We start from the raw sequence: 23,567 nt of genomic DNA on the forward strand, positions 1-23,567 counted from the left end.
CTTTAAAAAACACCCGGGCCCCGGGTTTCCATCCCCGCAAACACCCCCCCCCATTTTGCACCCCAGGCCCCGCCCTCCGCTCCGCGGAGGACGGCCCTTCGATTTTTGTACGTTCCGGAGCAGCGCGGCCCGGGGGTGGCGGCGTAGGATCATCCGTCCGCTCGTTTTCCGGAGCGGGATTCCGCCGCAACCACCGAGGCCATGCAGAGCAACACGCCCACCACCCCCGCCACCGACCACGAGACCGTCCGCGCGCGCGAGATCGCCGGTGAGCAGCAGCACCTCGACACCGTCTACCACCGGTTGGAGGAGAAGCTCGCCGAGGCCGAGTACATCCTGGAGGACGCCGCCAAGCGGGTCCAGGTCGGAACCCCCGGCGCGCTCGCCGAACGCGACGCCCAGGTCTACCGTGCCGGCGCCCACCTCCACCGACTGAACAGCGAGTTCGAGGACTTCCTGTTCGGCCGGATCGACCTCCAGCGGGCGGACGCCCCGGAGGAGCACGGGATCCCGTCGGACACCCCGCTCGACCCGGCCGACCCGGCCGTCGCCGAGACCCTCCACATCGGCCGACTGGGCGTGCTGGACGCCGAGTACGGCCCGCTGGTGATCGACTGGCGCGCGCCCGCCGCCGCCCCCTTCTACCGCGCCACCCCGGTCGAACCGGGCCGGGTGATCCGTCGCCGGGTGATCCGATCCAAGGGCCGCAAGGTGATCGGCGTCGAGGACGACCTGCTGCGTCCGGACCTCGCCCCGACCCTGGACGGCGAGGAGCTGGCCGTGGTCGGCGACGGTGCGCTGATGGCCTCGCTGGGCCGCGCCCGCAGCCACTCGATGCGCGACATCGTCTCCTCCATCCAGAAGGAGCAGGACGAGGTGATCCGTGCCGCCGCCGCGGGCGCCACCCTGGTCACCGGCGGCCCCGGCACCGGCAAGACCGCCGTCGCCCTGCACCGCGCCGCCTACCTGCTCTACCAGGACCGCCGCCGCTACGCCGGGGGCATCCTGGTGGTCTCGCCGACCCCGCTGCTGGTGTCCTACACCGAGGGCGTGCTGCCCGCGCTGGGCGAGGAGGGCCAGGTCGCCATCCGGGCGGTCGGCTCGCTGGTGGACGGCGTCGAGGCCGGCACCTACGACACTCCCGAGGCGGCCCGGGTCAAGGGCTCGGGCCGAATGGTGCAACTGCTGCGCCGGGCCGCCCGCGCGGCGCTGGAGCTGGGCGCGCCGCAGGAGCTGAAGGTCGTCGCCCGCGGCGAGGTGCTGAAGCTGGACGCCTCCCGGCTGAAGGCCGTGCGCGGCAACGTGGTGGGCTCCGGCGGCACCCCGCTGAACCTGCTGCGTCCGCGGGCCCGCCGGCTGCTGCTGGACGCCCTGTGGCAGCAGGCCACCAGGGACCTGCCGAAGCCCGCCGACCACTACGCCCGCGAGCAGCGCCAGGAGGAGAAGGAGTCCTTCGACGAGTACGTTTCGGACGAGGCGTCGTTCCTGGACTTCCTGGACGCCTGGTGGCCGGCGCTGAGCCCGCGCCGGGTGCTCGGCACGCTGCGGCAGCACCGGCACACCAACCGGATCGCCCGCCGCGCCGTCACCCCGGACGAGGCCAGGCTGCTGGCCGCCTCCTGGCGCCACCTGTCCGCGGAGGGTGCGGGCGCGCTGTCCGCGCACGACGTCGCGCTGATCGACGAGCTCCAGGTGCTGCTGGGCGAGCCGGCCCGCCCGAAGGTCCGCGAGGTGGACGCGGTGGACCTGCTGAGCGGCCTGGAGGAGGTCACCACCTTCGCCGACCGCTCCACCCGCCAGCGCGACCGCCAGCCGGTCGAGCGCAGGGAGTACGCGCACATCATCGTGGACGAGGCGCAGGACCTCACCCCGATGCAGTGGCGGATGATCGGCCGCCGGGCCCGGATGGCCACCTGGACGATCGTCGGCGACCCGGCGCAGTCCTCCTGGCCGTTCCCGCAGGAGGCCCAGGCCGCACTGGACGACGTGCTCTCCGGCAAGCCGCGCCGCCGCTTCACGCTGACCGTGAACTACCGCAACCCGGCCGAGATCGCCGAGGTCGCGGCGAAGGTGCTGGCGCTGGCCGCGCCGGGCACCCCGTCGCCGAGCGCGGTGCGCCGGGTCGGCGTGGAGCCGCGCTTCGCGGCCACCACCGACCCCTCGCCGGAGGCCTTCGGCAAGGCCGCCCGGGCCGAGCTGGAGCGGCTGCTGGCCGAGGTGGACGGCACCGTGGCGATCGTGGTGCCGATGGACCGCCGGGACGAGGCGGCCGGCTGGGCCGAGGGCCTGGGCGGGCGCGTGGTGGCGCTGGGCAGTCTGGAGGCCAAGGGCCTGGAGTACGACGCGACCGTGGTGGCCGACCCGACCGGCATCGCCGGCGAGTCGGAGGCCGGGCTGCGGGTGCTGTACGTGGCGCTGACCCGCGCGACCCAGCGGCTGACCGTGCTCTCCGGCCCGGACGACCTGCCGGACGCGGACGGCGTGCCCGCGCTGCTGCACGGCTGACGTCCCGTCGGGTCCCGGCGGTACTCGTCGGGACCCGACAGAAGAAGGCCCCTCACCGGACGGTGAGGGGCCTTCAGACGTTTACGACACCGACCCGCCATGCTCGCCTCGCGGCAAGTGGTCCCTCGAAGGGACGAAGGTTGGGCCCGGGGGCTTGGATCGAGCCGGTGTCCCGTCCAATGTAACGCATCGGCCGGGAGAGGCAAGGAGTGAGCGGCGGGGGACCGGCGGCCATTGGGTGGGATTGTCGGGTCCGCACACTCAATGAACGTTATTTCTGGCTACCCCTTGGAAGGTGCGACGATCGAGGTCTAGCATGCGCGGGCGATGCCTTCAACAAAATGTTGAGCCTGCGGGACAGACGGAAGAAGGAAGCGTCGATGTCGACGGTGCCCAGTGTCTCCAACTCGATCACGGTACGGCTGGAGGTCCCGGCCCGGGGCAACGCCGTCAGTGCGATCACCACCGCCGTGGAGTCCTCCGGCGGGTCGGTGACCGGTCTCGACGTCACCGCCTCCGGCCTGGAGGCGCTGCGGATCGACGTCACGGTGGCGGCCTCCTCGGTCGCGCACGGCGAGGAGATCGTCGAGAAGCTGCGCGCGATCGACGGCGTGTCGATCGGCAAGGTCTCGGACCGCACCTTCCTGATGCACCTCGGCGGCAAGATCGAGATGTCCTCGAAGCTGCCGATCCGCAACCGTGACGACCTCAGCATGATCTACACCCCCGGCGTCGCCCGGGTCTGCATGGCGATCGCGGAGAACCCCGAGGACGCGCGCCGCCTGACCATCAAGCGCAACAGCGTCGCCGTGGTCACCGACGGCTCGGCGGTGCTGGGCCTGGGCAACATCGGCCCCGAGGCCGCGCTGCCGGTCATGGAGGGCAAGGCGGCCCTGTTCAAGCGCTTCGCCGGCATCGACGCCTGGCCGATCTGCCTGGACACCCAGGACACCGACGAGATCGTCGCCATCGTCAGGGCGATCGCCCCGGGCTTCGCCGGGATCAACCTGGAGGACATCTCCGCGCCGCGCTGCTTCGAGATCGAGGCCCGGCTGCGCGAGGCCCTGGACATCCCGGTCTTCCACGACGACCAGCACGGCACCGCGATCGTGGTGCTGGCCGCCCTCACCAACGCGCTGAAGGTGGTCGGCAAGCGGATCTCCGACATCCGCGTGGTGATGTCGGGCGCCGGCGCCGCCGGCACCGCGATCCTCAAGCTGCTGATGGCGGCCGGCGTCGAGCACGCCACCGTGGCGGACGTGCAGGGCGTGGTCCACCTGGGCCGCGGGGACCTCAACGAGAACCTGCGCTGGATCGCCGAGCACACCAACCGCTCGGGCCGCACCGGCAGCCTCAAGGAGGCCGTGGCGGGCGCCGACGTCTTCATCGGCGTCTCGGCCCCGAACGTCCTGGACGGCGACGACCTGGCCACCATGGCGGAGGACTCGATCGTCTTCGCGCTGGCCAACCCGGACCCGGAGGTCGACCCGGCCATCGCCCGGCAGACCGCCGCCGTGGTCGCCACCGGCCGAAGCGACTTCCCGAACCAGATCAACAACGTGCTGGTCTTCCCGGGCGTCTTCCGCGGCCTGCTGGACGCCCAGAGCCGCACCGTCAACACCGAGATGATGATCGCCGCCGCCCGGGCGCTGGCCACCACCGTGGCCGACGACGAGCTGAACGCCAACTACATCATCCCGAGCGTGTTCCACAAGGACGTCGCCAAGACCGTCGCCTCCGCGGTGCGCGAGGCGGCCCTGGCGGGGGCCCAGGAGGACCCCGCGCCGGCCCGTCCGACCCCCGGCATCGTCGGCACCCTGGACACCGCCGCGTTCCCCGTCGTCAAGCTCTGACGACCGGGTCGGGCGACGTGTCACAGATCGCTCAAATGTACGAATAAGGACCATGTCCGCCCAGCCCGCCCCGAACCCTTGCGACACAAGGGCGAGGGGCGTGTTTGGGCTTGTCAGTCCTAGGGCGTACCGTAGCCCTGCACGGGGCAGGCGTGTCCGACAAGTACGGAACGTCCCCCTGGTCTTCCGGCGTGTCGTCCCGACCGCCGCCCGCGCCCGGTCCGCCGGAGCCGACGGAGCGTCACACCTCCAGCGAGCGGGCGACGTTCGAGTGGCCCACCCGGAGCCCGATTGGCTTTCTCGGGGCCGGTCGGGGCAGGATTCGTATCCAGGCGGGCGGGTGGGCCTTCGACGGCTCAGGCGCGCGGCATCGGGTACGGACCCGGCCTGCGACCACGCATTGCCTGCATGAGCACAGTGTGCGGACCTGCGGCCCATCCGGGTGCCCCCCGGTGGGAGTACCGATGGGCCCCCGTGCACCGCAAGCGAACAGACCACAGGAGTACACATGAACCGCAGTGAGCTGGTGGCCGCGCTGTCCGAGCGCGCCGAGGTGACCCGCAAGGACGCCGACGCCGTTCTGGCCGCCTTCGCCGAGATCGTCGGCGAGGTCGTCGCCAAGGGCGACGAGAAGGTCACCATCCCCGGTTTCCTGACCTTCGAGCGCACCCACCGCGCTGCCCGCACCGCCCGCAACCCGCAGACCGGCGAGCCGATCCAGATCGCCGCGGGCTACAGCGCCAAGGTGAGCGCCGGCTCCAAGCTGAAGGAAGCCGCCAAGGGCGCTGCCTGAGCCACCCCTTGAACGCCCGAGAGGCCGGGCTCCCCGCTGGGGAGCCCGGCCTCTCGCCGTTGGGACCGGACCGTCAGGCGTCGACCAGCTGCTCGCTGGGCAGCTCGACGTGGGCGCCCAGGTCGCGCAGCTTGTCCATGAAGTTCTCGTAGCCGCGGTTGATCAGGTCGATGCCGTGCACGGTCGAGGTGCCCTCGGCCGCCAGCGCCGCGATCAGGTACGAGAAACCGCCGCGCAGGTCCGGGATGACCAGCTCGGAGCCGATCAGCTTGGACGGGCCGGAGACGACCGCGGAGTGCAGGAAGTTGCGGGCGCCGAAGCGGCACGGGGTGCCGCCCAGGCACTCGCGGTAGAGCTGGATGTGCGCGCCCATCTGGTTCAGCGCGCCGGTGAAGCCGAGCCGCGACTCGTACACCGTCTCGTGGACGATGGACAGGCCGGTGGCCTGGGTCAGCGCGACCACCAGCGGCTGCTGCCAGTCGGTCTGGAAGCCCGGGTGCACGTCGGTCTCCAGGGCGATCGCCTTGAGCTCGCCGCCCGGGTGCCAGAAGCGGATGCCCTCGTCGTCCACCTCGAAGGCGCCGCCGACCTTCCGGAAGGTGTTCAGGAAGGTCATCATCTCCAGCTGGCGGGCGCCGCGGACGTAGATGTCGCCCTTGGTGGCCAGCGCCGCGCAGGCCCAGGACGCCGCCTCCAGGCGGTCCGGCAGCGCGCGGTGGTTGTAGCCGTTCAGCTCGTCCACGCCGGTGATCAGGATCGTCCGGTCGGTGCCCAGCGTGATGATCGCGCCCATCTTCTGCAGCACGCAGATCAGGTCGACGATCTCCGGCTCGATGGCCGCGTTGCGCAGCTCGGTGACGCCCTCGGCGAGGACGGCCGTGAGCAGCACCTGCTCGGTCGCGCCGACCGAGGGGTAGGGCAGCTCGATCTTGGTGCCGCGCAGCCGCTGCGCGGCGACCAGGTAGGTGCCCTGCGGGTGCTTCTCGATGCTGGCGCCGAACTGGCGCAGCACCTCGAAGTGGAAGTCGACGGGGCGGCCGCCGATGTCGCAGCCGCCGAGGCCGGGGATGAAGGCGTGGCCGAGGCGGTGCAGCAGCGGACCGCAGAACAGGATCGGGATCCGCGAGGAGCCGGCGTGCGCGTCGATGTCGGCGACGTTGGCGCTCTCGACGTGCGAGGGGTCGAGGATCAGCTCGCCGTCCTCGTCACCGGTGCGCACGGTCACGCCGTGCAGCTGCAGCAGGCCGCGGACCACCTTGACGTCGCGGATGTCCGGGACGTTGCGCAGTCTGCTGGGGCCCTGCCCGAGGAGGGCGGCGACCATGGCCTTGGGCACCAGGTTCTTCGCACCGCGGACGCGGATCTCGCCTTCGAGCGGATTTCCGCCATGGACCAGCAGGACGTCGTCGGTCATCGTTCTCGCAATCCGGGGTGCCAGAGGAGTCGGAAAGGGCGGCTCCGGGAGAGAGCCGGTGGTGGACCGTTCGTACGGGCGCGTTCGGGCCCCCGGCGAAACCGAGTCGGCACCGTATGGGCGTCCACCAGACGTAGATGGTAGTAGGCGCTCCGTTGGTTCCCGTGAGCCTCTCCCGTGATGGTGCTCTCTCCGGGCCCGCGCCCGCCCCCCGGTGCGGCCGTACGGGTGTTCGTCCGGCGAGGGCGTTTCCGGGTGTTGCGGTGTCCGAGCGGTGCCGTTCTGCGGGATCATGTGGGCATGACGGCGGCCCATTCGCACGGAGGCCGGTCCCACACCGGCTGTCTGCTCGTCGCGACGCCCCTGCTCACCGACCCGAACTTCGCGCGGGCGGTGGTGCTGCTCCTCGACCACGATGTCGAGGGGGCGCTCGGCGTGGTCCTGAACCGGCCGACGCCGGTCGAGGTGGGAAGCGTGCTGGACGGCTGGAACAGACTCGTCGGACAGCCGTCCGTGGTGTTCCAGGGCGGCCCGGTGGCGCTGGACTCGGCGCTCGGCCTCGCGGTGGCACCGGGAGAGCCGGGCACCGGCGAGCCGCTCGGCTGGCGCCGGGTGCACGGCGCGATCGGCCTGGTGGACCTGGAGGCGCCGCCCGAGGTGCTGGCCGGGGAGCTGGGCAGCCTGCGGATCTTCGCCGGGTACGCGGGCTGGTCGCCGGGACAGCTGGAGGCGGAGCTGGAGAGCGGCGCCTGGTACCTGGTGGACTGCGAGCCGGGGGACGTCTCCAGCCCCGAGCCGGAACGGCTGTGGCGCGCGGTCCTGCGCCGCCAGCGCGGCCCGCTCGCCCTGCTGGCGACCTACCCGGACGACCCCACGATGAACTGAGCCGACCGGCCCCGCGCCGCGATACTGGCCGGGTTTCCGGAGGCCCCCATAGACTTGGCACCCATGAGCACTCTTGAGCCCGAGCGCGGCCTCGGCACCGGCACCCTGGTCGAGCCCGTCCCGCAGGTGTCCCACGGGGACGGCGACCACGAGCGCTTCGCGCACTACGTCCAGAAGGACAAGATCATGGAGAGCGCCCTCTCCGGGTCTCCCGTGGTGGCGCTCTGCGGCAAGGTGTGGGTGCCCGGGCGCGACCCGAAGAAGTACCCGGTCTGCCCCATGTGCAAGGAGATCTACGACGGCATCGGCAAGCCGCAGGGCGGCGACGGCGACAACAAGTAGTCCGCGGCGCGCACAACGCCGTTTTGCATAGCACCAGGGTTTCCCCGGTGGTCTATGCCAATCGTCGGGGCGTGGGCAGGATGTCGGAATGGACCTCATTCCCGCACCGTCGAGTGCCGTTCGCCGCCCGGACGAGGACTACCCGCTCGACGCCGCCACCACGCTGACCGCACCCCCCGCGCTGGCCGACGCCGAGCGCTGGCTGCGGACCACACTGTCCGCCGCCACCGGGCTGCCGCTCGGCCCGGGCCGGCCGGGTTCGGGCATCGAGCTGGTCGAGGACCGGGCGCTCGCCGCCGAGGCGTACCGGATCACGGTGCGCCCCGGCCACGCCCTGCTCGCCGCGGGCGGCCCGGCCGGAGCGCTGTGGGGCGCGCAGACCCTGCGGCAGCTGCTCGGGCCGGACGCCTACCGCCGCTCGCCGCTGCGCCGCGAGGGCTGGGTCCTGCCCGGCGCCGACATCGCGGACGCCCCCCGGTTCGGCTGGCGCGGCGCGCTGCTCGACGTCGCCCGGCACTTCCTGCCCAAGTCGGACGTGCTGCGCTTCGTCGACCTGCTGGCCGCGCACAAGCTCAACGTGCTGCACCTGCACCTGACCGACGACCAGGGCTGGCGGGTGGAGATCAAGCGCTACCCGAGGCTGACCGCTCGCGGCGCCTGGCGGGAGCGCTCGATGGTCGGCTACCGGGCCGGGCAGCGCCGTGACGACCGCCCGCACGGCGGCTACTACACCCAGGACGACCTGCGCGAGATCGTCGCCTACGCGGCCGCCCGCGGGGTCACCGTCGTCCCGGAGATCGACCTGCCCGGCCACACCCAGGCCGCCGTGTCCGCCTACCCCGAGCTGGGCAACACCGACGTGGTGGACACCGCCGCGCTCGGGGTCTGGACCGACTGGGGGGTGAGCCACAACGTGCTCAACGCCTCCGAGGAGACCCTGCGCTTCTTCGAGGGCGTGCTGGAGGAGGTCCTGGAGCTCTTCCCGTCCGAGTTCATCCACCTGGGCGGCGACGAGTGCCCCAAGGAGCAGTGGAAGGACAGCGCCGCCGCGCAGGCCCGGATACGCGAACTGGGCCTGGCCAACGAGGACGAACTGCAGAGCCACCTCATCCGGCACTTCGACGGCTGGCTGGCCGACCGCAGCCGCCGGCTGATCGGCTGGGACGAGATCCTGGAGGGCGGGCTCGCGCCGGGCGCCGCCGTCTCCTCCTGGCGCGGCTTCGGCGGCGGGGTCGCCGCCGCGAAGGCCGGGCACGACGTGGTGATGTGCCCCGAGCAGCACGTCTACTTCGACCACCGGCAGGCGGACGGACCGGACGAGCCGATCCCGGTCGGATTCGTGCGCACGCTGGAGGACGTCTACCGGTTCGAGCCGGTCCCCGAGCAGCTGGACGAGGCCGCCGCCCGGCACGTGATCGGCACCCAGGCCAACCTGTGGAGCGAGTTCATGGACAGCGCCCGGGACATCGACTACCGGGCCTTCCCCCGGCTGGTCGCCTTCGCCGAGGTCGCCTGGTCGGAGCTGCCCGCCGAGCCGGCCGAGCGGGACTTCGCCGGTTTCGAGCAGCGGCTGGCGACGCACCTGAGGGCGCTGGACGCGCTCGGCGTCGAGTACCGCCCGGCCGACGGTCCGCACCCGTGGCAGCGCCGCCCCGGGGTGCTCGGCCGGCCGATCGAGGGCCCGCCGCCGGTGCGGTAGGGCGTGTCCCGCGGGTCCTGCCGGACCCGGCGAAGACCCGCGGGAAACGCCCCGGTCCTACCCGTCGGGAACTTCTGAGCGGTCGTCCGACGTCAAGAACTGATGAACATCTGCCCTGGCCCGGAGCGGGTCGGGGCAGATACCGCCCGGTATCAGTCCCAATCGGGCAGTCCCGTTCACCGGTCCCGAAATGATCATCGAGCATTGTGTGCCAGAGTTGCCCAACCCGGCCCGATCGCCCGTACCCTACGGGCCAGGCCGGGCTGCTGACGCAGGACAGTACGGCCGAAGGCCGGCGGGCGGCAGGCGATCGATGAGCAAGTGGAGCACGGTGGGACCCAGGTGAACCGGACGATCATGCTGCCGGCCTCCCTCGACGAGGCCGTCGACGCGCTGGCCGCCGCCCCGGCCGCGGTACCGGTGGCCGGAGCCACCGACCTGATGGAGGCCGTCAACGCCGGCCGACTGCGCCCCGCCGCCCTGGTCGGCCTCGGCCGGATCACCGAACTGCGCGGCTGGCGCTACGAGGACGGCGGCACCGCCGTGCTCGGCGCCGGACTCACCCACGCCCGGATGGACCGCCCCGACTTCGCGGCGCTCATCCCCGCGCTCGCCGACGCCGCCCGCACCGCCGGCCCGCCGCAGGTCCGCAACGTCGGCACCCTCGGCGGGAACATCGTCACCGCCGCCCCGGCCGGCGACACCCTCCCGGTGCTCACCGCGCTGGAGGCCAGCGTCACCCTGGCCCGGGCCGGGGGCACCCGCGAGGTGCCGGTCAGTCACCTGCTCACCGGGCTCGACCCGGTGCGCCCCGGCGAACTGCTCACCTGGGTGCGCGTCCCGCTGCTGCACGCCCCGCAGGTCTTCCTCAAGGCCACCGGCCGCAGCGGACCGGCCCGCGCCACCGCCTCCGTCGCCCTGGTCCTCGACCCGGCCCGGCGCTCGGTGCGCTGCGCCGTCGGGGCCGTCGCGCCGGTGCCGCTGCGCCCGCTGGAGGCCGAGGCCTGGGTGGCCGGCTGCATCGACTGGGACGGCAGCAGGGAGATCGACCCGGCCGCGACCGCCGCCTTCGGCGAGTACGTGGCCGCCGCCTGCGTCCCCGACAACTACGGCGCCGAGGGCGCCTGGGAGGCCGTGACCGAGGGGCCGACCGCGGCCGCGGTTCGGTTGCGGCGTACCGTATCGGTGCTGGCCCGACGGGCACTGGGAAGGGCGCTGAAGTGACCACAGACCCCATCGAGACCCTGGACGCCGACCCGCTCGGTCTCTCCCCGCAGGTCAGCCGCGAGCTGCGCCCATGCGCCTCGTACACGCTGCGGGTCAACGGTTTCGAACGGCCCGTCACCGATGCGTGGATCGGCGAGAGCCTGCTCTACGTGCTGCGCGAGCGGCTCGGCCTGGCCGGCGCCAAGGACGGCTGCGAGCAGGGCGAGTGCGGGGCCTGCTCGGTGCAGGTGGACGGCCAGCTGGTGGCCGGCTGCCTGGTGCCCGCGGCCCTGGCCGCCGACAGCGAGATCAGCACCGTCGAGGGCCTGTCCGCCGCCGGCGGCGCGAGCGCCGTCCAGCAGGCGCTGGCCGCCTCCGGCGCCGTCCAGTGCGGCTACTGCACCCCCGGCATGGCGATGGCGGTGCACGACCTGCTCCAGCGCAACCACCGGCCCACCGAGGTGGAGGCCCGTCAGGCGCTGTGCGGCAACCTCTGCCGCTGCACCGGCTACCGGGGCGTGCTGGCCGCCGTCCAGACCGTCGCGGACGCCCGCGCGGCGGAGGCCGAGGAGGCGGAGGAGGCCGCCGGGCAGGCAGCCGGGCCCGCCCCCGGGGGGCCGGCCGAGCAGGTCGCCGAACCGCCCGCCGACGTGCGGGTGGACGCGCCGGTCGAGCCCGGGCAGGCCGTCGAGCCGCCGGTCTACGCCGACGCCGACGCCTGGATCGAGCACGTCCCGCAGCAGCCCGTCGAGGCCCACCCGGTCGCCCACCCCGCGGAGCAGTACCACCCGGAGCAGCACGCCGCCGAGCAGCACCACCCGGCGCAGCCCGCCGTGGAACAGCCCGCCGTGGAACAGCACGCCGTCGAGCAGGCCCCGGCCGGGCTGCCGTACGGCGACCCCCAGGGCGGCTACGACACCGGCGTGTACGACACCACCGTGCTGGCCCCGATCCGGGACGACATCCCTGCCCGGATCCCCGCCCAGGCCGCCGACGACCAGGTGTACTACCCGCCGCAGGGCTACCCCGAGCAGCCGTACCAGGCCACCCCCGCGCACGGCACCTACGTGCCCTACCCGGACGGCCACCAGCAGCAGAACGGCTACGACACCGGGTACGACGCCCCGGTCTACGAGCCCACCCCCGCGCACGGGACCCCGCTGCCCGGCTCCGTCTACGACGGCACGCCGCCGCACGGCACCCCGTACGCCGCCCCGCACCCGCACGGTGCCCCGGCCGAGGGCGGCGCCCCGGCCGGTGTCCCGTACGGTGCCACCCCCGCCCACGGCATCCGGCTCCCCGAGGACGACCACGCATCATGACGTCGCCTACCGACATCGGCGCAGCACTCCAGCAGGACGGCGGCGAGGGCGGCGCACCGGAGCCGATCGGCCTGGGCAGCTCCCCGCTGCGCAGCGACGCGCTGCCCAAGGCGCTCGGCATCTACCCGTACGCGGCCGACCTGTGGGCCGAGGGGCTGCTGTGGGGCGCGGTGCTGCGCTCGCCGCACCCGCACGCCCGGATCCGGGGCATCGACACCTCGGCCGCGCTGGCGCTGCCCGGCGTGCACGCCGTGGTCACCGCCGCCGACCTGCCGCCCGGACCGGACGGCACCCCCGACGGCGCCCCGGCCGGGCCGATCGTCGCCGACCGGCCGGTGCTGGCCGCCGGCGTGGTGCGCCACCACGGCGAGCCGATCGCCGCGGTGGCCGCCGACCACCCGGACACCGCCCGGCTGGCGGTCGGCCTGATCGCGGTCGACTACGAGCCGCTGGAGGCCGTCACCGACCCGGAGCAGGCCTTCACCGCGCCGCCGCTGCACCCGGACGGCAACCTGTTCCGCCACCTGCCGCTGCGCACCGGGGACCCGGACGCGGCCGGCGAGATCGTCGTCGAGGGCCTCTACCAGGTCGGCCGGCAGGACCCGGCCCCGCTCGGCGCCGAGGCCGGGCTGGCCGTACCGCGCCCGGACGGCGGCGTCGAGCTGCACCTGTCCTCCACCGACCCGCACGGCGACCGCGACCGCACCGCCGCCTGCCTGGGCCTGGAGCCGGACCGGGTCCGGCTGGTGGTCACCGGCGTGCCCGGCGCCACCACCGACCGCGAGGACCTCTCGTTCCAGGTCACCCTGGCCCTGCTGGCGCTGCGCACCGGCCGCCCGGTGAAGATGACGCTCACCCGCGAGGAGTCCTTCCACACCCACACCTCGCGCCACCCCGCGCTCCTGCGCTACCGCCACCACGCCGACGCCGAGGGCACGCTGGTGAAGGTCGAGGCGCAGATCCTGCTGGACGGCGGCGCCTACGCGGACGTCTCCGCCGAGGCACTGGCCGCCGCGACGGCCTTCTCGGCCGGTCCGTACGTCTGCCCGAACGTCTTCGTGGACGCCTGGGCGGTGCGCACCAACAACCCGCCGGCCGGCCGGATGCGCGGCGAGGGTGCCCTGCAGGCCTGCTTCGCGTACGAGTCGCAGCTGGACCAGCTGGCCTCCCGGATCGGCGTGGACCCGGTGGAGATCCGCCGCCGCAACGCGATGTCCACCGGCGACCCGCTGCCCACCGGTCAGGCCGTCACCTGCCCGGCGCCGGTGCGCGCCCTGCTGGACGCGGTCGCCGCCGAGCCGCTGCCGGCCCTGCCGGTGGACGACCCGGACGCCGAGTGGCTGCTGCCCGGCGGGCCCGGCGGCGCGGGCGACCCGGCGGCGGTGCGGCGCGGAATCGGCTACGCCGTCGGCATGGTGCACATGCTGGGCGCCGAGGGCGAGGACGAGGTCTCCACGGCGACCGTGCGGGTCAGCGGGGACCACGCCACGGTGATCTGCGCGGCGGTCGACGCCGGGCAGGGCTTCGCCACGTTGGCCCGGCAGATCGTGCAGACCGTGCTGGGTGTCAGCGAGGTCTACATCGCCCCGGCCGACAGCGACCAGTCGATCGCCGGGCCGTCCGCCCGCGGCCGGCACACCTGGGTCTCCGGCGGTGCCGTCGAGCGGGCCGCGCTGATGGTCCGCCACCAGCTGCTGCAGCCGATCGCGGCGAACTTCGGGATGTCGGCGGAGCTGCTCCAGATCGCCGACGGCAAGATCACCTCGTACGACGGGGTGCTCGGCATGCCCGTCGCCGAGGCGTTGGAGGGCAAGGAGCTCTGGGCCACCGCGCAGTGCCGCCCGCACCCCACCGAGCCGCTGGACGAGGCCGGGCAGGGCGACGCCTTCGTCTCCATCTCGTTCTGCGCGATGCGTGCGGTGGTGGACGTGGACATCGAGCTGGGCGCCGTGCGGGTGGTCGAGATGACGGTCGCCCAGGACGTCGGCCGGGCGCTGAACCCGCGCCAGATCGAGGACCGGATCGAGGCGGGGGTGGCCCAGGGCGTGGGCCTGGCACTGCTGGAGGACCTGCGGACGGAGGGCGGGGTGCTGCTGAACCCCTCGCTCACCGGCTACCGGCTGCCCACCGCGCTGGACACCCCGGAGGTGCGGATCGCCGCGCTGCTGGAGGAGCGCGACGTGGTGGCCCCGTTCGGCGCGAAGGCGGTCGGAGCCGTGCCCGCGGTGGTCGCCCCGGCGGCCGTCGCCGCGGCCGTGCGCGCCGCCACCGGTCTGCCGGTCGGCCGGCTGCCGATCCGGGCGGAGGACGCCGTCACGGCCTGACCGGGTGCTCCCGGGAAAGACCGGGGGCTCCCGGGAAAGGCGTAACGCAGGGAAAGGAAATTGCCGGCCGACTTTCGGAGTCGACCGGCAATTTCCTTTTCCGGTGAGGCCATGGCGGGAATCGAACCCGCGTGCACCGCTTTGCAGACGGTTCCCTAAGCCACTCGGGCACACGGCCAGTGAATTCATAGTGGCCGATCCGGGGGAGAAGGGTCAATGCCCTTTTGTAAATTCTGTATGGCAAGGTGTGCTACCGTCGGGGACAGGTGGCGGTATTTCCGCCACCCCGGACGAGCGCGTCGTACCCGGTGACGACAAGACGGCGCAGTTCAGCGGCAATCCGGCCGCTGTGGACTGCGGAGGTAGCACCGTCATGGCCTGGCTCGTTCTGATCGTCTCGGGTGTCCTGGAGACCATTTGGGCGGTCGCCCTGGAATCGTCCAAGGGCTTCACCCGCCTCGTTCCCAGCCTCGTCTTCGGCATCGCACTGCTGTTCAGCATGGGCGGCCTGGCGTACGCGATGCGCACCATTCCGATCGGAACCGGCTACGCCGTCTGGGTGGGCATCGGAGCGGTCGGCACCGCGGTCTACGGCATGGCCGTCCTGGGGGATCCGGTGACCATGGCCCGGATCGCCTGCCTGCTGCTGATCGTCTCCGGTGTGGTGGGCCTCAAGGTGCTGCACTGACGTCCGCACTGACCTCCGCCGCGGTCCCGGCCGGGGCCCGTCCTGGGTCCCGGGGCCCGTCCTAGGCCCTGCGGCCGAGGAGATCACCGACCGGGGTCAGGGGTCATCGGGGCAGACGGCTCTTACGATGTTACGTATGACCACTGCCTCCCCCACCTCGGTCGACCCCGTACCGATACCCCTCGACGACGACCCCGGTGGTGGGGTCCTCGGCGGCCGCTACCGTGCGCTGACGCTGGGGATCGTCTCGGTGGTCCTGGTGATCGCCTTCGAGGCGACGGCCGTCAACACCGCGATGCCGACCGCCGCCCGCCAGCTGAACGGGCTCGGGCTGTACGCGTTCGCCTTCTCCGGCTACTTCACCACCACCCTGTTCGCCCTGGTCGTCTCCGGCCAGTGGTGCGACCGGAGCGGCCCGTTGCGGCCGCTGTTCAGCGGCATCGCCGTGTTCGGCGTGGGGCTGGTGGTGTCCGGGACGGCACCCGGGATGTGGGTGTTCGTGGCCGGGCGGGCCGTCCAGGGCCTCGGCGGCGGGCTGGTGATCGTCGCCCTGTACGTGGTGGTCGGCCGGGCCTACCCGGAGCGACTGCGGCCCGCGGTGTTCGCGGCCTTCTCCTCGGCCTGGGTGCTGCCCTCGATCATCGGTCCGCTGGTCTCCGGGGCCGTCACCCAGCACCTGGGGTGGCGCTGGGTGTTCCTGGCCGTGCCGGTGCTGATCCTGCTGCCGCTGGCCGTGATGGGCCCGGCACTGGCCCGCTCCGAGCGCGAGCACCCGGTGGCCAGGGACGCGGCCTTCGACCGCCGCCGCACCCTGCTGGCCGCGATGGCGGCGGTCGGCGCCGGCCTGCTGCAGTACGCGGGCCAGCGGCGCGACCTGATCGGGCTGGTCCCCGGGATCGCCGGGGCGGCGCTGCTGGTGCCGGCGGTCCTCGGCCTGCTTCCGGCGCGGACCCTGCGGGCCGGCCGGGGACTGCCGGCCGTGATCCTGCTGCGCGGGGTGGCCGCGGGGGCGTTCTTCGCGGCCGAGGCCTTCATCCCGCTGATGATGACCACCCAGCGTGAGCTCTCGCCGACGCTGGCCGGCCTGACCCTGACCAGCGGCGGTCTCACCTGGGCGCTCGGCTCCTGGCTCCAGGGCCGGCCCGGGGCGGAGCGCTACCGCACGGTGATGATCCGGGGCGGCTTCGTGCTGACCGCGGTGGCGATCTCGGGCGCTGCGCTGGTGCTGTTCCCGGCGGTGCCGGCCTGGGCCGCGTCGGTGGCCTGGGGCGTCGGCGGCGTCGGGATGGGGATGGCGATCGCGAGCGTCAGCGTGCTGATGATGAAGCTCTCCACGCCGGAGGACGCCGGGGCCAACTCGGCCGCGCTCCAGATGAGCGACGCGCTGGGCAATGTGCTGCTGACCGGCCTGGCCGGGGTGCTGTTCGCGGCGCTGGGCGGCGGCTCGCTCGCCGCCGCCCACGGGGGCGGCGGGGAGGCCGGCTCGCCCGGCGCCTTCGCGGTGATCCTGCTGTCGATGGCCGGGGTGGCGCTGCTCGGCGCGGTGCTCTCCGGCCGGGTGCGGACGAAGGCCTGACGGTCAGCCGGCGGTGGCGCCGGCGGGGGCCGTGGCGGGGGGCGCGGCCCCCGCCGGGGCGCCGAGGAAGGCCTCCCAGCCGCCGGCCGGGGACTGCCCCGGAGCGAGGGTCTGGAGCTTGCGCAGCACCGCCGGGTCCTGGGCGTCCAGCCAGTCGACCAGCTGCCGGAAGGAGACCAGCCGGACCTCCGGCTTGTCCGCGATGGTCCTGAGGACGTCCTCGACGGCGTTCATGTAGATGCCGCCGTTCCACTCCTCGAAGTGGTTGCCGATGACGTACGGCGCCCGGTTGCCGTTGTAGGTGCGGTCGAACCCCATCAGGTAGGCGTCGCGGGCCTGGGTCTGGAAGCCGGGGTGGAGCGCCGGGTCGGCCTTGGTGTTGGGGCCGCACTGGTTGTACATGATGTTGTAGTCCATCGAGAGCACCTGGAAGGTGTGCCCGGGGAACGGGATGGACTGCAGCGGGAGGTCCCACAGCGCGCCGCCCTGGATCTTCTGCGGCCACACCTGGGTGCCGTTGCCGCTGCTGTCGTAGCGCCAGCCGCGCCTGACCGCGGTGGGCAGCAGGTTGCGCTGGCCCTCCAGGCAGGGGGTGCGGCTGCCGATCAGCTCCTTGCGGTAGTCGAAGGGCAGTGCGGGCAGGTCGGTGAAGCCGGTGTTGGTGCGCCAGTTCGTCACGAAGTCCATCGCCTGCTGGATCTCGCTGTCCCACTCCTCCGGGGACCACGCGCCGACGCCCGTGGAGCCGCAGAAGTGGCCGTTGAAGTGGGTCCCGATCTCGTGGCCCTCCAGCCAGGCCGCGTGCACGTTCTCCAGGGTGTCGCGGATGTGCTGGTCGCTCAGGTAGCCGATGTCGGAGGCGCCGGCCTTGTGCTGCGGCGGGCGGTAGAGGTCCTTCTTGGACTCGGGCAGCAGGTAGAGGCCGCTGAGGAAGAAGGTCATCTTCGCGTCGTGGTCCCGGGCCAGCCGGCGGAAGCGGGCGAACAGGCCGTTGTCGAGCTCGCCCGCGCCGTCCCAGGAGAAGACCACGAACTGCGGCGGGCGCCGGCCGGGCTGCAGCCGGTCGGGGACGGGCTGGTGCGGCTGGGCGCCGGTGTCCGAGGTGGAGCCGTCACCGATCAGGACCGGCTGCGGCCGGGGGAGCGGGGCCGGGGCCGGAGTGGCGCCCTGCTCGTCGGCCGCTCCGGTGGCCGACGCGGCGCTGTCGGTCGTCCGCTCCTCGCCGGTGGCGTGGTTGCTGCCGCACCCGGCCGCCAGGGTGGCTGCGGTGGCGGCGCCGGCCGTCAGCAGGGTGCGGCGTGAGAGGGCTTCCATGGTCACTCCGTTCGTGGGGCGGGCGGGCGGCGTGCGGGAGTGCGGAGTCCGGTCGGACAAGTGGGTGATACAACCCGTAACCGGGTCAGCATGGCACGAGGGCGGGGCCGGTCGAAGAGGCGCAGCGCGAGCTCGTGAGTGATCGCTCGAACGACGCAACCGATCGGGTCCGTTGAACCGTCGGTAGCTCGTGTCGGGCGTGCACCCGCGGCGATCGCGCGCGAGGGGCGGTCGTCGCGCTCCGCGACCGGGCGCCCACGCGGCGCAGAAAAGAGGCCGTCCGCCCTGCCGATCGGCGGGTGCCGGTACGACCGTCGTATGGACGTGCCTTACAGTCCGTTCCGGTTGAATTGTTCCCAGGAAACTCCCAGGAAGAGGGGTTCCGTCGGCAGAGGGGAGCGCCCATGGGCGTCCAGCAGAGCAGGGGCCCGTGGCCGGGCACCCTGGCGGCCGGGGCCGCGCTGGTCCTCGGCGCCTGGCTGCTGCACGACGGAGGTTCGTCGCTGCCGCCCGCGCCGGGGGCCGGCCAGGCCCAGGCCGGGATCGCGCCGGTCTCGATCGTGCCGCCGCTCGGCCCGTCCGCGCCGACCCGGATCCGCATCCCGGCGGTGCGGCTGGACGCCCCGGTCACCGCGCTCGGGCTGGACGGCGCCGGCCGTCTCCAGACCCCGCCCGAGGCGGACCGCAACCTGGCGGGCTGGTACCGCGGCGGGGCCAGCCCCGGTCAGCGCGGCACCGCGATCCTGGCAGGACACGTCGACAACAAGGCCGGCCCCGCGGTCTTCTATCATCTGGGCGCGCTCCGTCGCGGGGATCGGATCGAGATCGCCCGGGCGGACGGCGCCACCGCCGTCTACCAGCTCTACGCCATCGAAGTGCACGACCGAAAGGACTTCCCGGACGACCGGGTCTATCGTCAGGCCGCTGACGCACAGCTGCGGGTCATCACCTGCGGCGGTTCGTACAGTGAGGAACACGGCTACGACGGCAACGTCGTCGCCTACGGTTTCCTGGCCGACACCACCCCGCCGGGCAAAGCCGCATGACCACGCTGACCCTTGCCTCCCGCTGGAACCCGATCGACTGGCCGCTCACCGAGGGCCTGATCCCGCACGCCGTGCTGGCGGCAGGCTGGGCGGCGCTGTTCGCGCTAGCCATCGGCCGCGGCCGCAGCTGGTGGCGGGTCCGCCTACCCGCCGCGCTGTTCACCGCGGCCGCGCTCAGCTGGCTGCTGGACGTGGTCGTCGACGGCTGGTGGCACCCCTTCCCCGAGGGCACTCCCCGGTACGTCACCTGGTGGATAGCCGTCGCCCTGCTCGGGCTCTGCCTGGTCGGCTACCGGCTGCGCCGGCTCACCTGGCGGCGCCGGGGGCTCGCGCTGGGCCTGAGCGGCCTGGTGCTGCTGATGTCCTCCTCCGAGGTCAACATCGGCTTCGGCCAGTTCCCGAGCGGGCGCGTGATGCTGGCGCCCTGGCTGACCAGGACCGACGGGCTGGTCGCCACCAAGGCGGGCCAGACCATGAGCGCCCCGCCCGGCAAGTCGCTGGAGGAGGTCTGGAAGCCCCCGGCGGACCTGCCGGAGAAGGGCACCGTCTCGGTGGTTCCGATCCCCGGCACCAAGTCGGGCTTCAAGGCCCGCGACGCGTACGTCTACCTCCCGCCCGCCTACCAGGCCACCCCGCGGCCGCTGCTGCCGGTGGTCGTGATGATCACCGGCCAGCCCGGTGTCCCGGGGGACTGGGTGCTCTCCGCGCAGATCAACGAGGCGCTGGACGCCTTCGCCGCGGACCACGGCGGCCTCGCGCCGATCGTGGTGATGCCCGATCAGCTCGGCTCCACCTGGGCCAACACGCTCTGCCTCGATTCCAAGATCGCCAAGACCCAGACGTACCTGGCCGTGGACGTGCCGGACTGGGTCCACCAGAACCTCCAGGCCGCGACCGGCCGCACCGCGTGGGCGATCGGGGGCGCCTCGATGGGCGGCACCTGCGCGCTCCAGCTCGGCGTCAACGCGCCCGACGTGTACGGCACCGTCCTCGACATGTCCGGGCAGGAGGAACCGACCCTGGGCAGCCGGGAACAGACCGTCAAGGCCGCCTTCGGCGGTGACGAGAAGAAGTTCGACGCGGTCGATCCGCTCCAGGTGATGACCCGCAGGAAATTCCCGGACACCAACGTCGCGTTGGTCGTCGGCGAGACCGACGAGGAGTTCAGACCGCAGATGGAGAAGGTCTACCGGGCCGCGCAGGCGGCCGGAATGAAGGCCAAGTTCGACCTGATGCCGGGCGGCCACGGCTGGGTCGTCTTCCGCCCCGGCATCGTCCAGCAGCTCCCGTGGCTCGCCCAGCAGACCGGGCTGACGCGGTGACCGGGGCGGGGACCGCGCTGGCCACCGTCGGCGAGCAGCGCAAGCCGGGGCCGGACGCGGAGCGCACGGCCGAGCGCGGCACCGACCGGGCCCCGGTCACCCGCACCGCGGAGCCGCGCCCGCAGCGGGTCCGGCGGGCGGCCAGGGCGCTCGGCTCCCGGCTGCGCTCGGCGCCGCTGACGCTGACCCTGCTGGCCGGGCTCTGGCTGCTCGGCGCGGCCACCGGGAGCCTGGGCCACGGCCCGTCCGACCGGCTGCTGGACCGGGCCGGGATCGGCCTGCCCACGCTGGCCGAGGGCCACTGGTGGACGCCGGTCACCTCGATGTTCTGGTGCTCCGGCAGCGGCTCGTACGTGTTCACCAGCCTGCTGCTGCTCCTGGTCGGCCCGGCCGCCGAGCACCGGCTCGGGCGGCCGCGCACCCTCGCGGTGCTGGTCGGCGGGCAGGTCGTCGGCACCCTGCTGGGCACCGCGCTGGTCGCCTTCGGCTCCTCGGCGGGGGAGCAGTGGACCGCCTCGGTGGCCGACCAGATCTCGGTCGGCCCCGGCGTCGGCGTGTTCGCGCTGGCGGGGGTCCTCGGGTACCGGCTCACCGTGCTCTGGCGCCGCCGGCTGCACCTGCTGGTGCTGCTCGTCCCGCTGGTGATGACGCTGTACGTGGGCCACCTGCAGAGCGTCCAGCGGTGCGCCGCCGCGCTGGCCGGGCTCGGCCTGGGCGCGCTGGTCAGCCGGGGCCGCCCGCACCTGCGCACGCACCGCTCCTCGCACTCCGAGACCCGGGTGCTGGTCGCGCTCTGCCTGGTCGCCGCCGCCTTCGGGCCGCTGCTCGCCTCGCTGTACGACAACGCCAGCGGACCGTTCAACACCTTCTCCGAGCTGTACTTCTCGCACCGGCTCAGCCCGGACGAGGTCGCCGACTTCTGCGCGCTGTCGGCGCACGACTGCGCCCGCGCGCACGCCGTCGTCCGGATCTTCGACACCCCGGGCCGGATGATGGCCGCGCTCTTCCCGGCGCTGCTGCTGGTGCTCGCCGAGGGGTTGCGCCGGGGGCTGCGGCTGGCCTGGCTGGTCACCGTGGCCACCGAGCTGCTCTGGGCGGCGCTGCTGTGCTGGCTGTACCTGGACGCCGGGCCGGTGAGCCGGGACGTGGTGCAGTACTTCGTCGAGGCGCTGCTGCTGCCGCTGCTGACCACCGCCCTGCTGGTGGCCACCCGCAAGCGCTTCCCGCTGCGGCTGTCCGGCAGCTCGGTGCGCCGGCTGGCCCTGGTGCTCGGCGGCGCGGCGCTCGCCTCCGCGGCCGCCTACGTGGGGGTCGGGCGGCTGGCGGCCGGGGAGTTCGAGCCGGGGGCGACCGCCCGCCGGCTGGTGGCCGGGCTGCCGGCCCAGTTCCTGCCGCCCGCGTACAACGACCTGCTGCCGGACTACCCGATCGCGGTCGGGCCGGTGGCGCGCTTCCTGGAGACGTACTGCGGGCTGGCGTTCTGGGCGGTCGCGCTGGCCGTGCTGCTCTCCGTCTTCCGCCGTCCGGTGCTGCACACCGACGCGGCGGCGGCCGGCCGTGCGCGGGCGCTGCTGACCGAGCACGGCGGCGGGACGCTCTCGTTCATCGCCACCTGGGACGGCAACCACTACTGGTTCGACGAGCAGGGCCGGGCGGCCGTCGCCTACCGGGTGGTGGGCACCGTCGCGCTGACCACCGGCGACCCGTTCGGCGCGCCGGAGGACCGCGCCGGGGCGGTGGCCGGCTTCGCCCGGTACTGCGACGCGCGCGGCTGGACGCCGTGCTTCTACAGCGTCTGCGGCGAGACCAGGGACGCCGCCGCGCAGCTCGGCTGGCGCTCGCTGCAGGTCGCCGAGGACACCGTGGTGCCGCTGCCCGAGCTGGCCTTCACCGGCCGCAAGTGGCAGGACATCCGCACCGCCCTCAACAAGGCCGGCAAGCAGGGCATCTCCGCGGAGTGGTGGGCGTACCACGAGGCGCCGCTCGCCCTGCGGGAGCAGATCCGGGCGATCTCCGAGGAGTGGGTCTCCGAGAAGGGCCTGCCGGAGATGGGCTTCACGCTCGGCGGGCTGGCGGAGCTGGACGACCCGGACGTGCGGGTGCTGATCGCGGTGGACGAGCAGCGGGTGGTGCACGGGCTGACCAGCTGGATGCCGGTGTACGAGGACGGTGTGCCGGTCGGCTGGACGCTGGACTTCATGCGCCGGCGCTCGGACGGCTTCCGCGGCGTCAGCGAGTTCCTGATCGCCTCGGCCGCGCTCGGCTTCAAGGAGGAGGGCGCGCGCTTCCTGTCGCTGTCGGGCGCGCCGCTGGCCCGCACCGGGCAGGACGAGGAGCCCACCGGGCTGCAGCGGATGCTGGACTGGATGGGCAAGGTGCTGGAGCCGGTGTACGGCTTCCGCTCGCTGCTGGCCTTCAAGGCGAAGTTCCAGCCGGAGTACCGGCCGATGTACATGGCGTACCCCGACCCGGCCGCGCTGCCCGGCATCACCCGGGCGATCGGCAAGGCGTACCTGCCGCACCTGACGGCGGCCCAGGGCGTCCGGCTGATGCGCAAGCTGTCGAGCTGATCCGCCCCGAGGCGGGCGGGCGACCGCACGGGCTTCCCGGGCCCCGGACCCGGGTCGCCGCCGACGGACGCGGGTGGCCGGAAGCGCGGGGCGCTTCCGGACGCCACCGCGCCCGTCAGCCGAGCAGCTGGGCGAGCGCGCGGTCGGCGTCCAGGTGCAGGTGCTCCTCGCCCTCGGGGACGAGCAGCCGGCTGCGCCACAGGAAGCGGCGCAGGTCGGCCGTGTCGAACTGGAGCAGCGCGATGCCCTCGGGGGCCCGCAGCTCGACCATGGTGCGCCGGCCGACCGCAGGCCGGACGTGGACGTCGCCGACGCCGGCCGGCAGCTCGATACCGGCCGAGAGCAGCTGGCGCGCGAAGATCCAGACGATGTCCCCGGAGCCCCGGCGTTCGGCGGGCTCGTCCAGCGAGAACTCGGCGGGGAAGGCCATCCGGACGGCCAGCGGGTCCTCCGGCAGGTAGGAGAGCACCACCCGCAGCCGGACCGAGCGGTGGGGGGAGAGGATCAGACGGGCCTGGACGGGCTCTTCGACGGTGCGCACGGGTGGGTCCCTTCGGTTCGGTGCGAGGCCGCGGTGCGGCAGGTGGGGTCGGTGCGGCCTCACCCTGGTGAGAGTCCCGGGACGGGTGTCGATTACCGGGTTTCACGAGGTATCCGATGTGATCCGGGTCACATCGATTTCCGGCCGCGCGGGCCGGGCGCGGCGCC

The 23,567-nt window shown here is 73.5% G+C and carries 16 protein-coding genes, 1 tRNA gene, 1 pseudogene and 1 riboswitch; of the genes and pseudogenes, 14 read left to right on the plus strand and 4 right to left on the minus strand.

All coding sequences use genetic code 11. From position 1 onward, the window contains the following. The first annotated feature begins 201 nt into the window (after positions 1 to 201). From ACWGJO_RS10765 to ACWGJO_RS10775, 3 genes are all read left to right on the plus strand, one after another. The gene (locus ACWGJO_RS10765; RefSeq protein WP_452183106.1) at positions 202 to 2,505 is read left to right on the plus strand and encodes a HelD family protein; all 2,304 of its coding nucleotides are present in this window, start codon (positions 202 to 204) and stop codon (positions 2,503 to 2,505) included. 380 nt (positions 2,506 to 2,885) lie between these two features. Continuing rightward, positions 2,886 to 4,358, plus strand: coding sequence for a malic enzyme-like NAD(P)-binding protein (locus ACWGJO_RS10770; protein ID WP_452183107.1), 1,473 nt, complete (start codon positions 2,886 to 2,888; stop codon positions 4,356 to 4,358). A 508-nt stretch (positions 4,359 to 4,866) separates the two neighbouring features. After that, positions 4,867 to 5,151: an HU family DNA-binding protein gene (locus ACWGJO_RS10775; protein ID WP_030242980.1), complete on the plus strand. Its 285-nt coding sequence runs from the start codon at positions 4,867 to 4,869 to the stop codon at positions 5,149 to 5,151. 73 nt (positions 5,152 to 5,224) lie between these two features. Here the strand turns inward: ACWGJO_RS10775 and murA are convergent, their stop codons facing one another. Beyond that, the gene (gene murA / locus ACWGJO_RS10780; RefSeq protein WP_452183108.1) at positions 5,225 to 6,565 is read right to left on the minus strand and encodes a UDP-N-acetylglucosamine 1-carboxyvinyltransferase; all 1,341 of its coding nucleotides are present in this window, start codon (positions 6,563 to 6,565) and stop codon (positions 5,225 to 5,227) included. A 300-nt stretch (positions 6,566 to 6,865) separates the two neighbouring features. Here murA and ACWGJO_RS10785 point away from each other — a divergent pair, with 300 nt between their 5' ends. From ACWGJO_RS10785 to ACWGJO_RS10810, 6 genes and pseudogenes are all read left to right on the plus strand, one after another. After that, on the plus strand, positions 6,866 to 7,450 hold the full coding sequence (locus ACWGJO_RS10785) for a YqgE/AlgH family protein (protein ID WP_452183109.1): 585 nt from the start codon (positions 6,866 to 6,868) through the stop codon (positions 7,448 to 7,450). A gap of 63 nt (positions 7,451 to 7,513) precedes the next feature. After that, positions 7,514 to 7,792 carry a DUF3039 domain-containing protein gene (locus ACWGJO_RS10790; RefSeq protein ID WP_359904233.1) on the plus strand — a complete coding sequence of 93 codons (279 nt, stop codon included), beginning with the start codon at positions 7,514 to 7,516 and terminating at the stop codon, positions 7,790 to 7,792. An 88-nt stretch (positions 7,793 to 7,880) separates the two neighbouring features. Then, positions 7,881 to 9,491, plus strand: coding sequence for a beta-N-acetylhexosaminidase (locus ACWGJO_RS10795; RefSeq protein WP_452183110.1), 1,611 nt, complete (start codon positions 7,881 to 7,883; stop codon positions 9,489 to 9,491). A gap of 357 nt (positions 9,492 to 9,848) precedes the next feature. Further along, a complete protein-coding gene (locus tag ACWGJO_RS10800) occupies positions 9,849 to 10,715 on the plus strand; it encodes an FAD binding domain-containing protein (protein WP_355265826.1) in 867 nt (288 codons plus the stop codon). Positions 10,716 to 10,783: 68 nt separating this feature from the next. Then, positions 10,784 to 11,240, plus strand: a pseudogene (locus ACWGJO_RS10805) ((2Fe-2S)-binding protein); the annotation flags it as partial. Between the two features lie 775 nt (positions 11,241 to 12,015). Next, entirely contained in the window at positions 12,016 to 14,343 is a 2,328-nt protein-coding gene (locus ACWGJO_RS10810) for a xanthine dehydrogenase family protein molybdopterin-binding subunit (protein WP_452183111.1), read from the plus strand. 106 nt (positions 14,344 to 14,449) lie between these two features. Here ACWGJO_RS10810 and ACWGJO_RS10815 read toward each other — a convergent pair. Then, positions 14,450 to 14,521: transfer RNA gene (locus ACWGJO_RS10815), tRNA-Cys, on the minus strand. An 85-nt stretch (positions 14,522 to 14,606) separates the two neighbouring features. After that, positions 14,607 to 14,672, plus strand: a riboswitch (guanidine-III (ykkC-III) riboswitch). A 44-nt stretch (positions 14,673 to 14,716) separates the two neighbouring features. Between ACWGJO_RS10815 and ACWGJO_RS10820 the strand changes: the two genes are divergently transcribed. After that, positions 14,717 to 15,031: a DMT family transporter gene (locus tag ACWGJO_RS10820; protein ID WP_380545568.1), complete on the plus strand. Its 315-nt coding sequence runs from the start codon at positions 14,717 to 14,719 to the stop codon at positions 15,029 to 15,031. Positions 15,032 to 15,167: 136 nt separating this feature from the next. Continuing rightward, positions 15,168 to 16,607 carry an MFS transporter gene (locus tag ACWGJO_RS10825; RefSeq protein WP_452183112.1) on the plus strand — a complete coding sequence of 480 codons (1,440 nt, stop codon included), beginning with the start codon at positions 15,168 to 15,170 and terminating at the stop codon, positions 16,605 to 16,607. 3 nt (positions 16,608 to 16,610) lie between these two features. Here ACWGJO_RS10825 and ACWGJO_RS10830 read toward each other — a convergent pair whose 3' ends face one another. Beyond that, positions 16,611 to 17,921, minus strand: a complete 1,311-nt coding sequence (locus ACWGJO_RS10830) for a hypothetical protein (protein WP_452183113.1) — start codon at positions 17,919 to 17,921, stop codon at positions 16,611 to 16,613. Between the two features lie 404 nt (positions 17,922 to 18,325). Between ACWGJO_RS10830 and ACWGJO_RS10835 the strand changes: the two genes are divergently transcribed. Genes ACWGJO_RS10835 through ACWGJO_RS10845 form a run of 3 tightly spaced genes read left to right on the plus strand, consistent with a single transcriptional unit; the run spans position 18,326 to position 22,859 of the window. Further along, positions 18,326 to 18,967, plus strand: a complete 642-nt coding sequence (locus tag ACWGJO_RS10835; RefSeq protein ID WP_380351913.1) for a class F sortase — start codon at positions 18,326 to 18,328, stop codon at positions 18,965 to 18,967. After that, positions 18,964 to 20,289 carry an alpha/beta hydrolase gene (locus ACWGJO_RS10840; RefSeq protein WP_452183114.1) on the plus strand — a complete coding sequence of 442 codons (1,326 nt, stop codon included), beginning with the start codon at positions 18,964 to 18,966 and terminating at the stop codon, positions 20,287 to 20,289. The genes ACWGJO_RS10835 and ACWGJO_RS10840 overlap by 4 nt, the downstream gene beginning before the upstream one ends. Beyond that, positions 20,286 to 22,859 carry a rhomboid family intramembrane serine protease gene (locus tag ACWGJO_RS10845; RefSeq protein ID WP_452183115.1) on the plus strand — a complete coding sequence of 858 codons (2,574 nt, stop codon included), beginning with the start codon at positions 20,286 to 20,288 and terminating at the stop codon, positions 22,857 to 22,859. The genes ACWGJO_RS10840 and ACWGJO_RS10845 overlap by 4 nt, the downstream gene beginning before the upstream one ends. A gap of 115 nt (positions 22,860 to 22,974) precedes the next feature. Here the strand turns inward: ACWGJO_RS10845 and ACWGJO_RS10850 are convergent, their stop codons facing one another. Then, positions 22,975 to 23,400 carry an SsgA family sporulation/cell division regulator gene (locus tag ACWGJO_RS10850; protein ID WP_452183116.1) on the minus strand — a complete coding sequence of 142 codons (426 nt, stop codon included), beginning with the start codon at positions 23,398 to 23,400 and terminating at the stop codon, positions 22,975 to 22,977. Positions 23,401 to 23,567 lie beyond the last annotated feature (167 nt).

The sequence above is a fragment of the Kitasatospora sp. NPDC054795 genome (assembly GCF_053611565.1).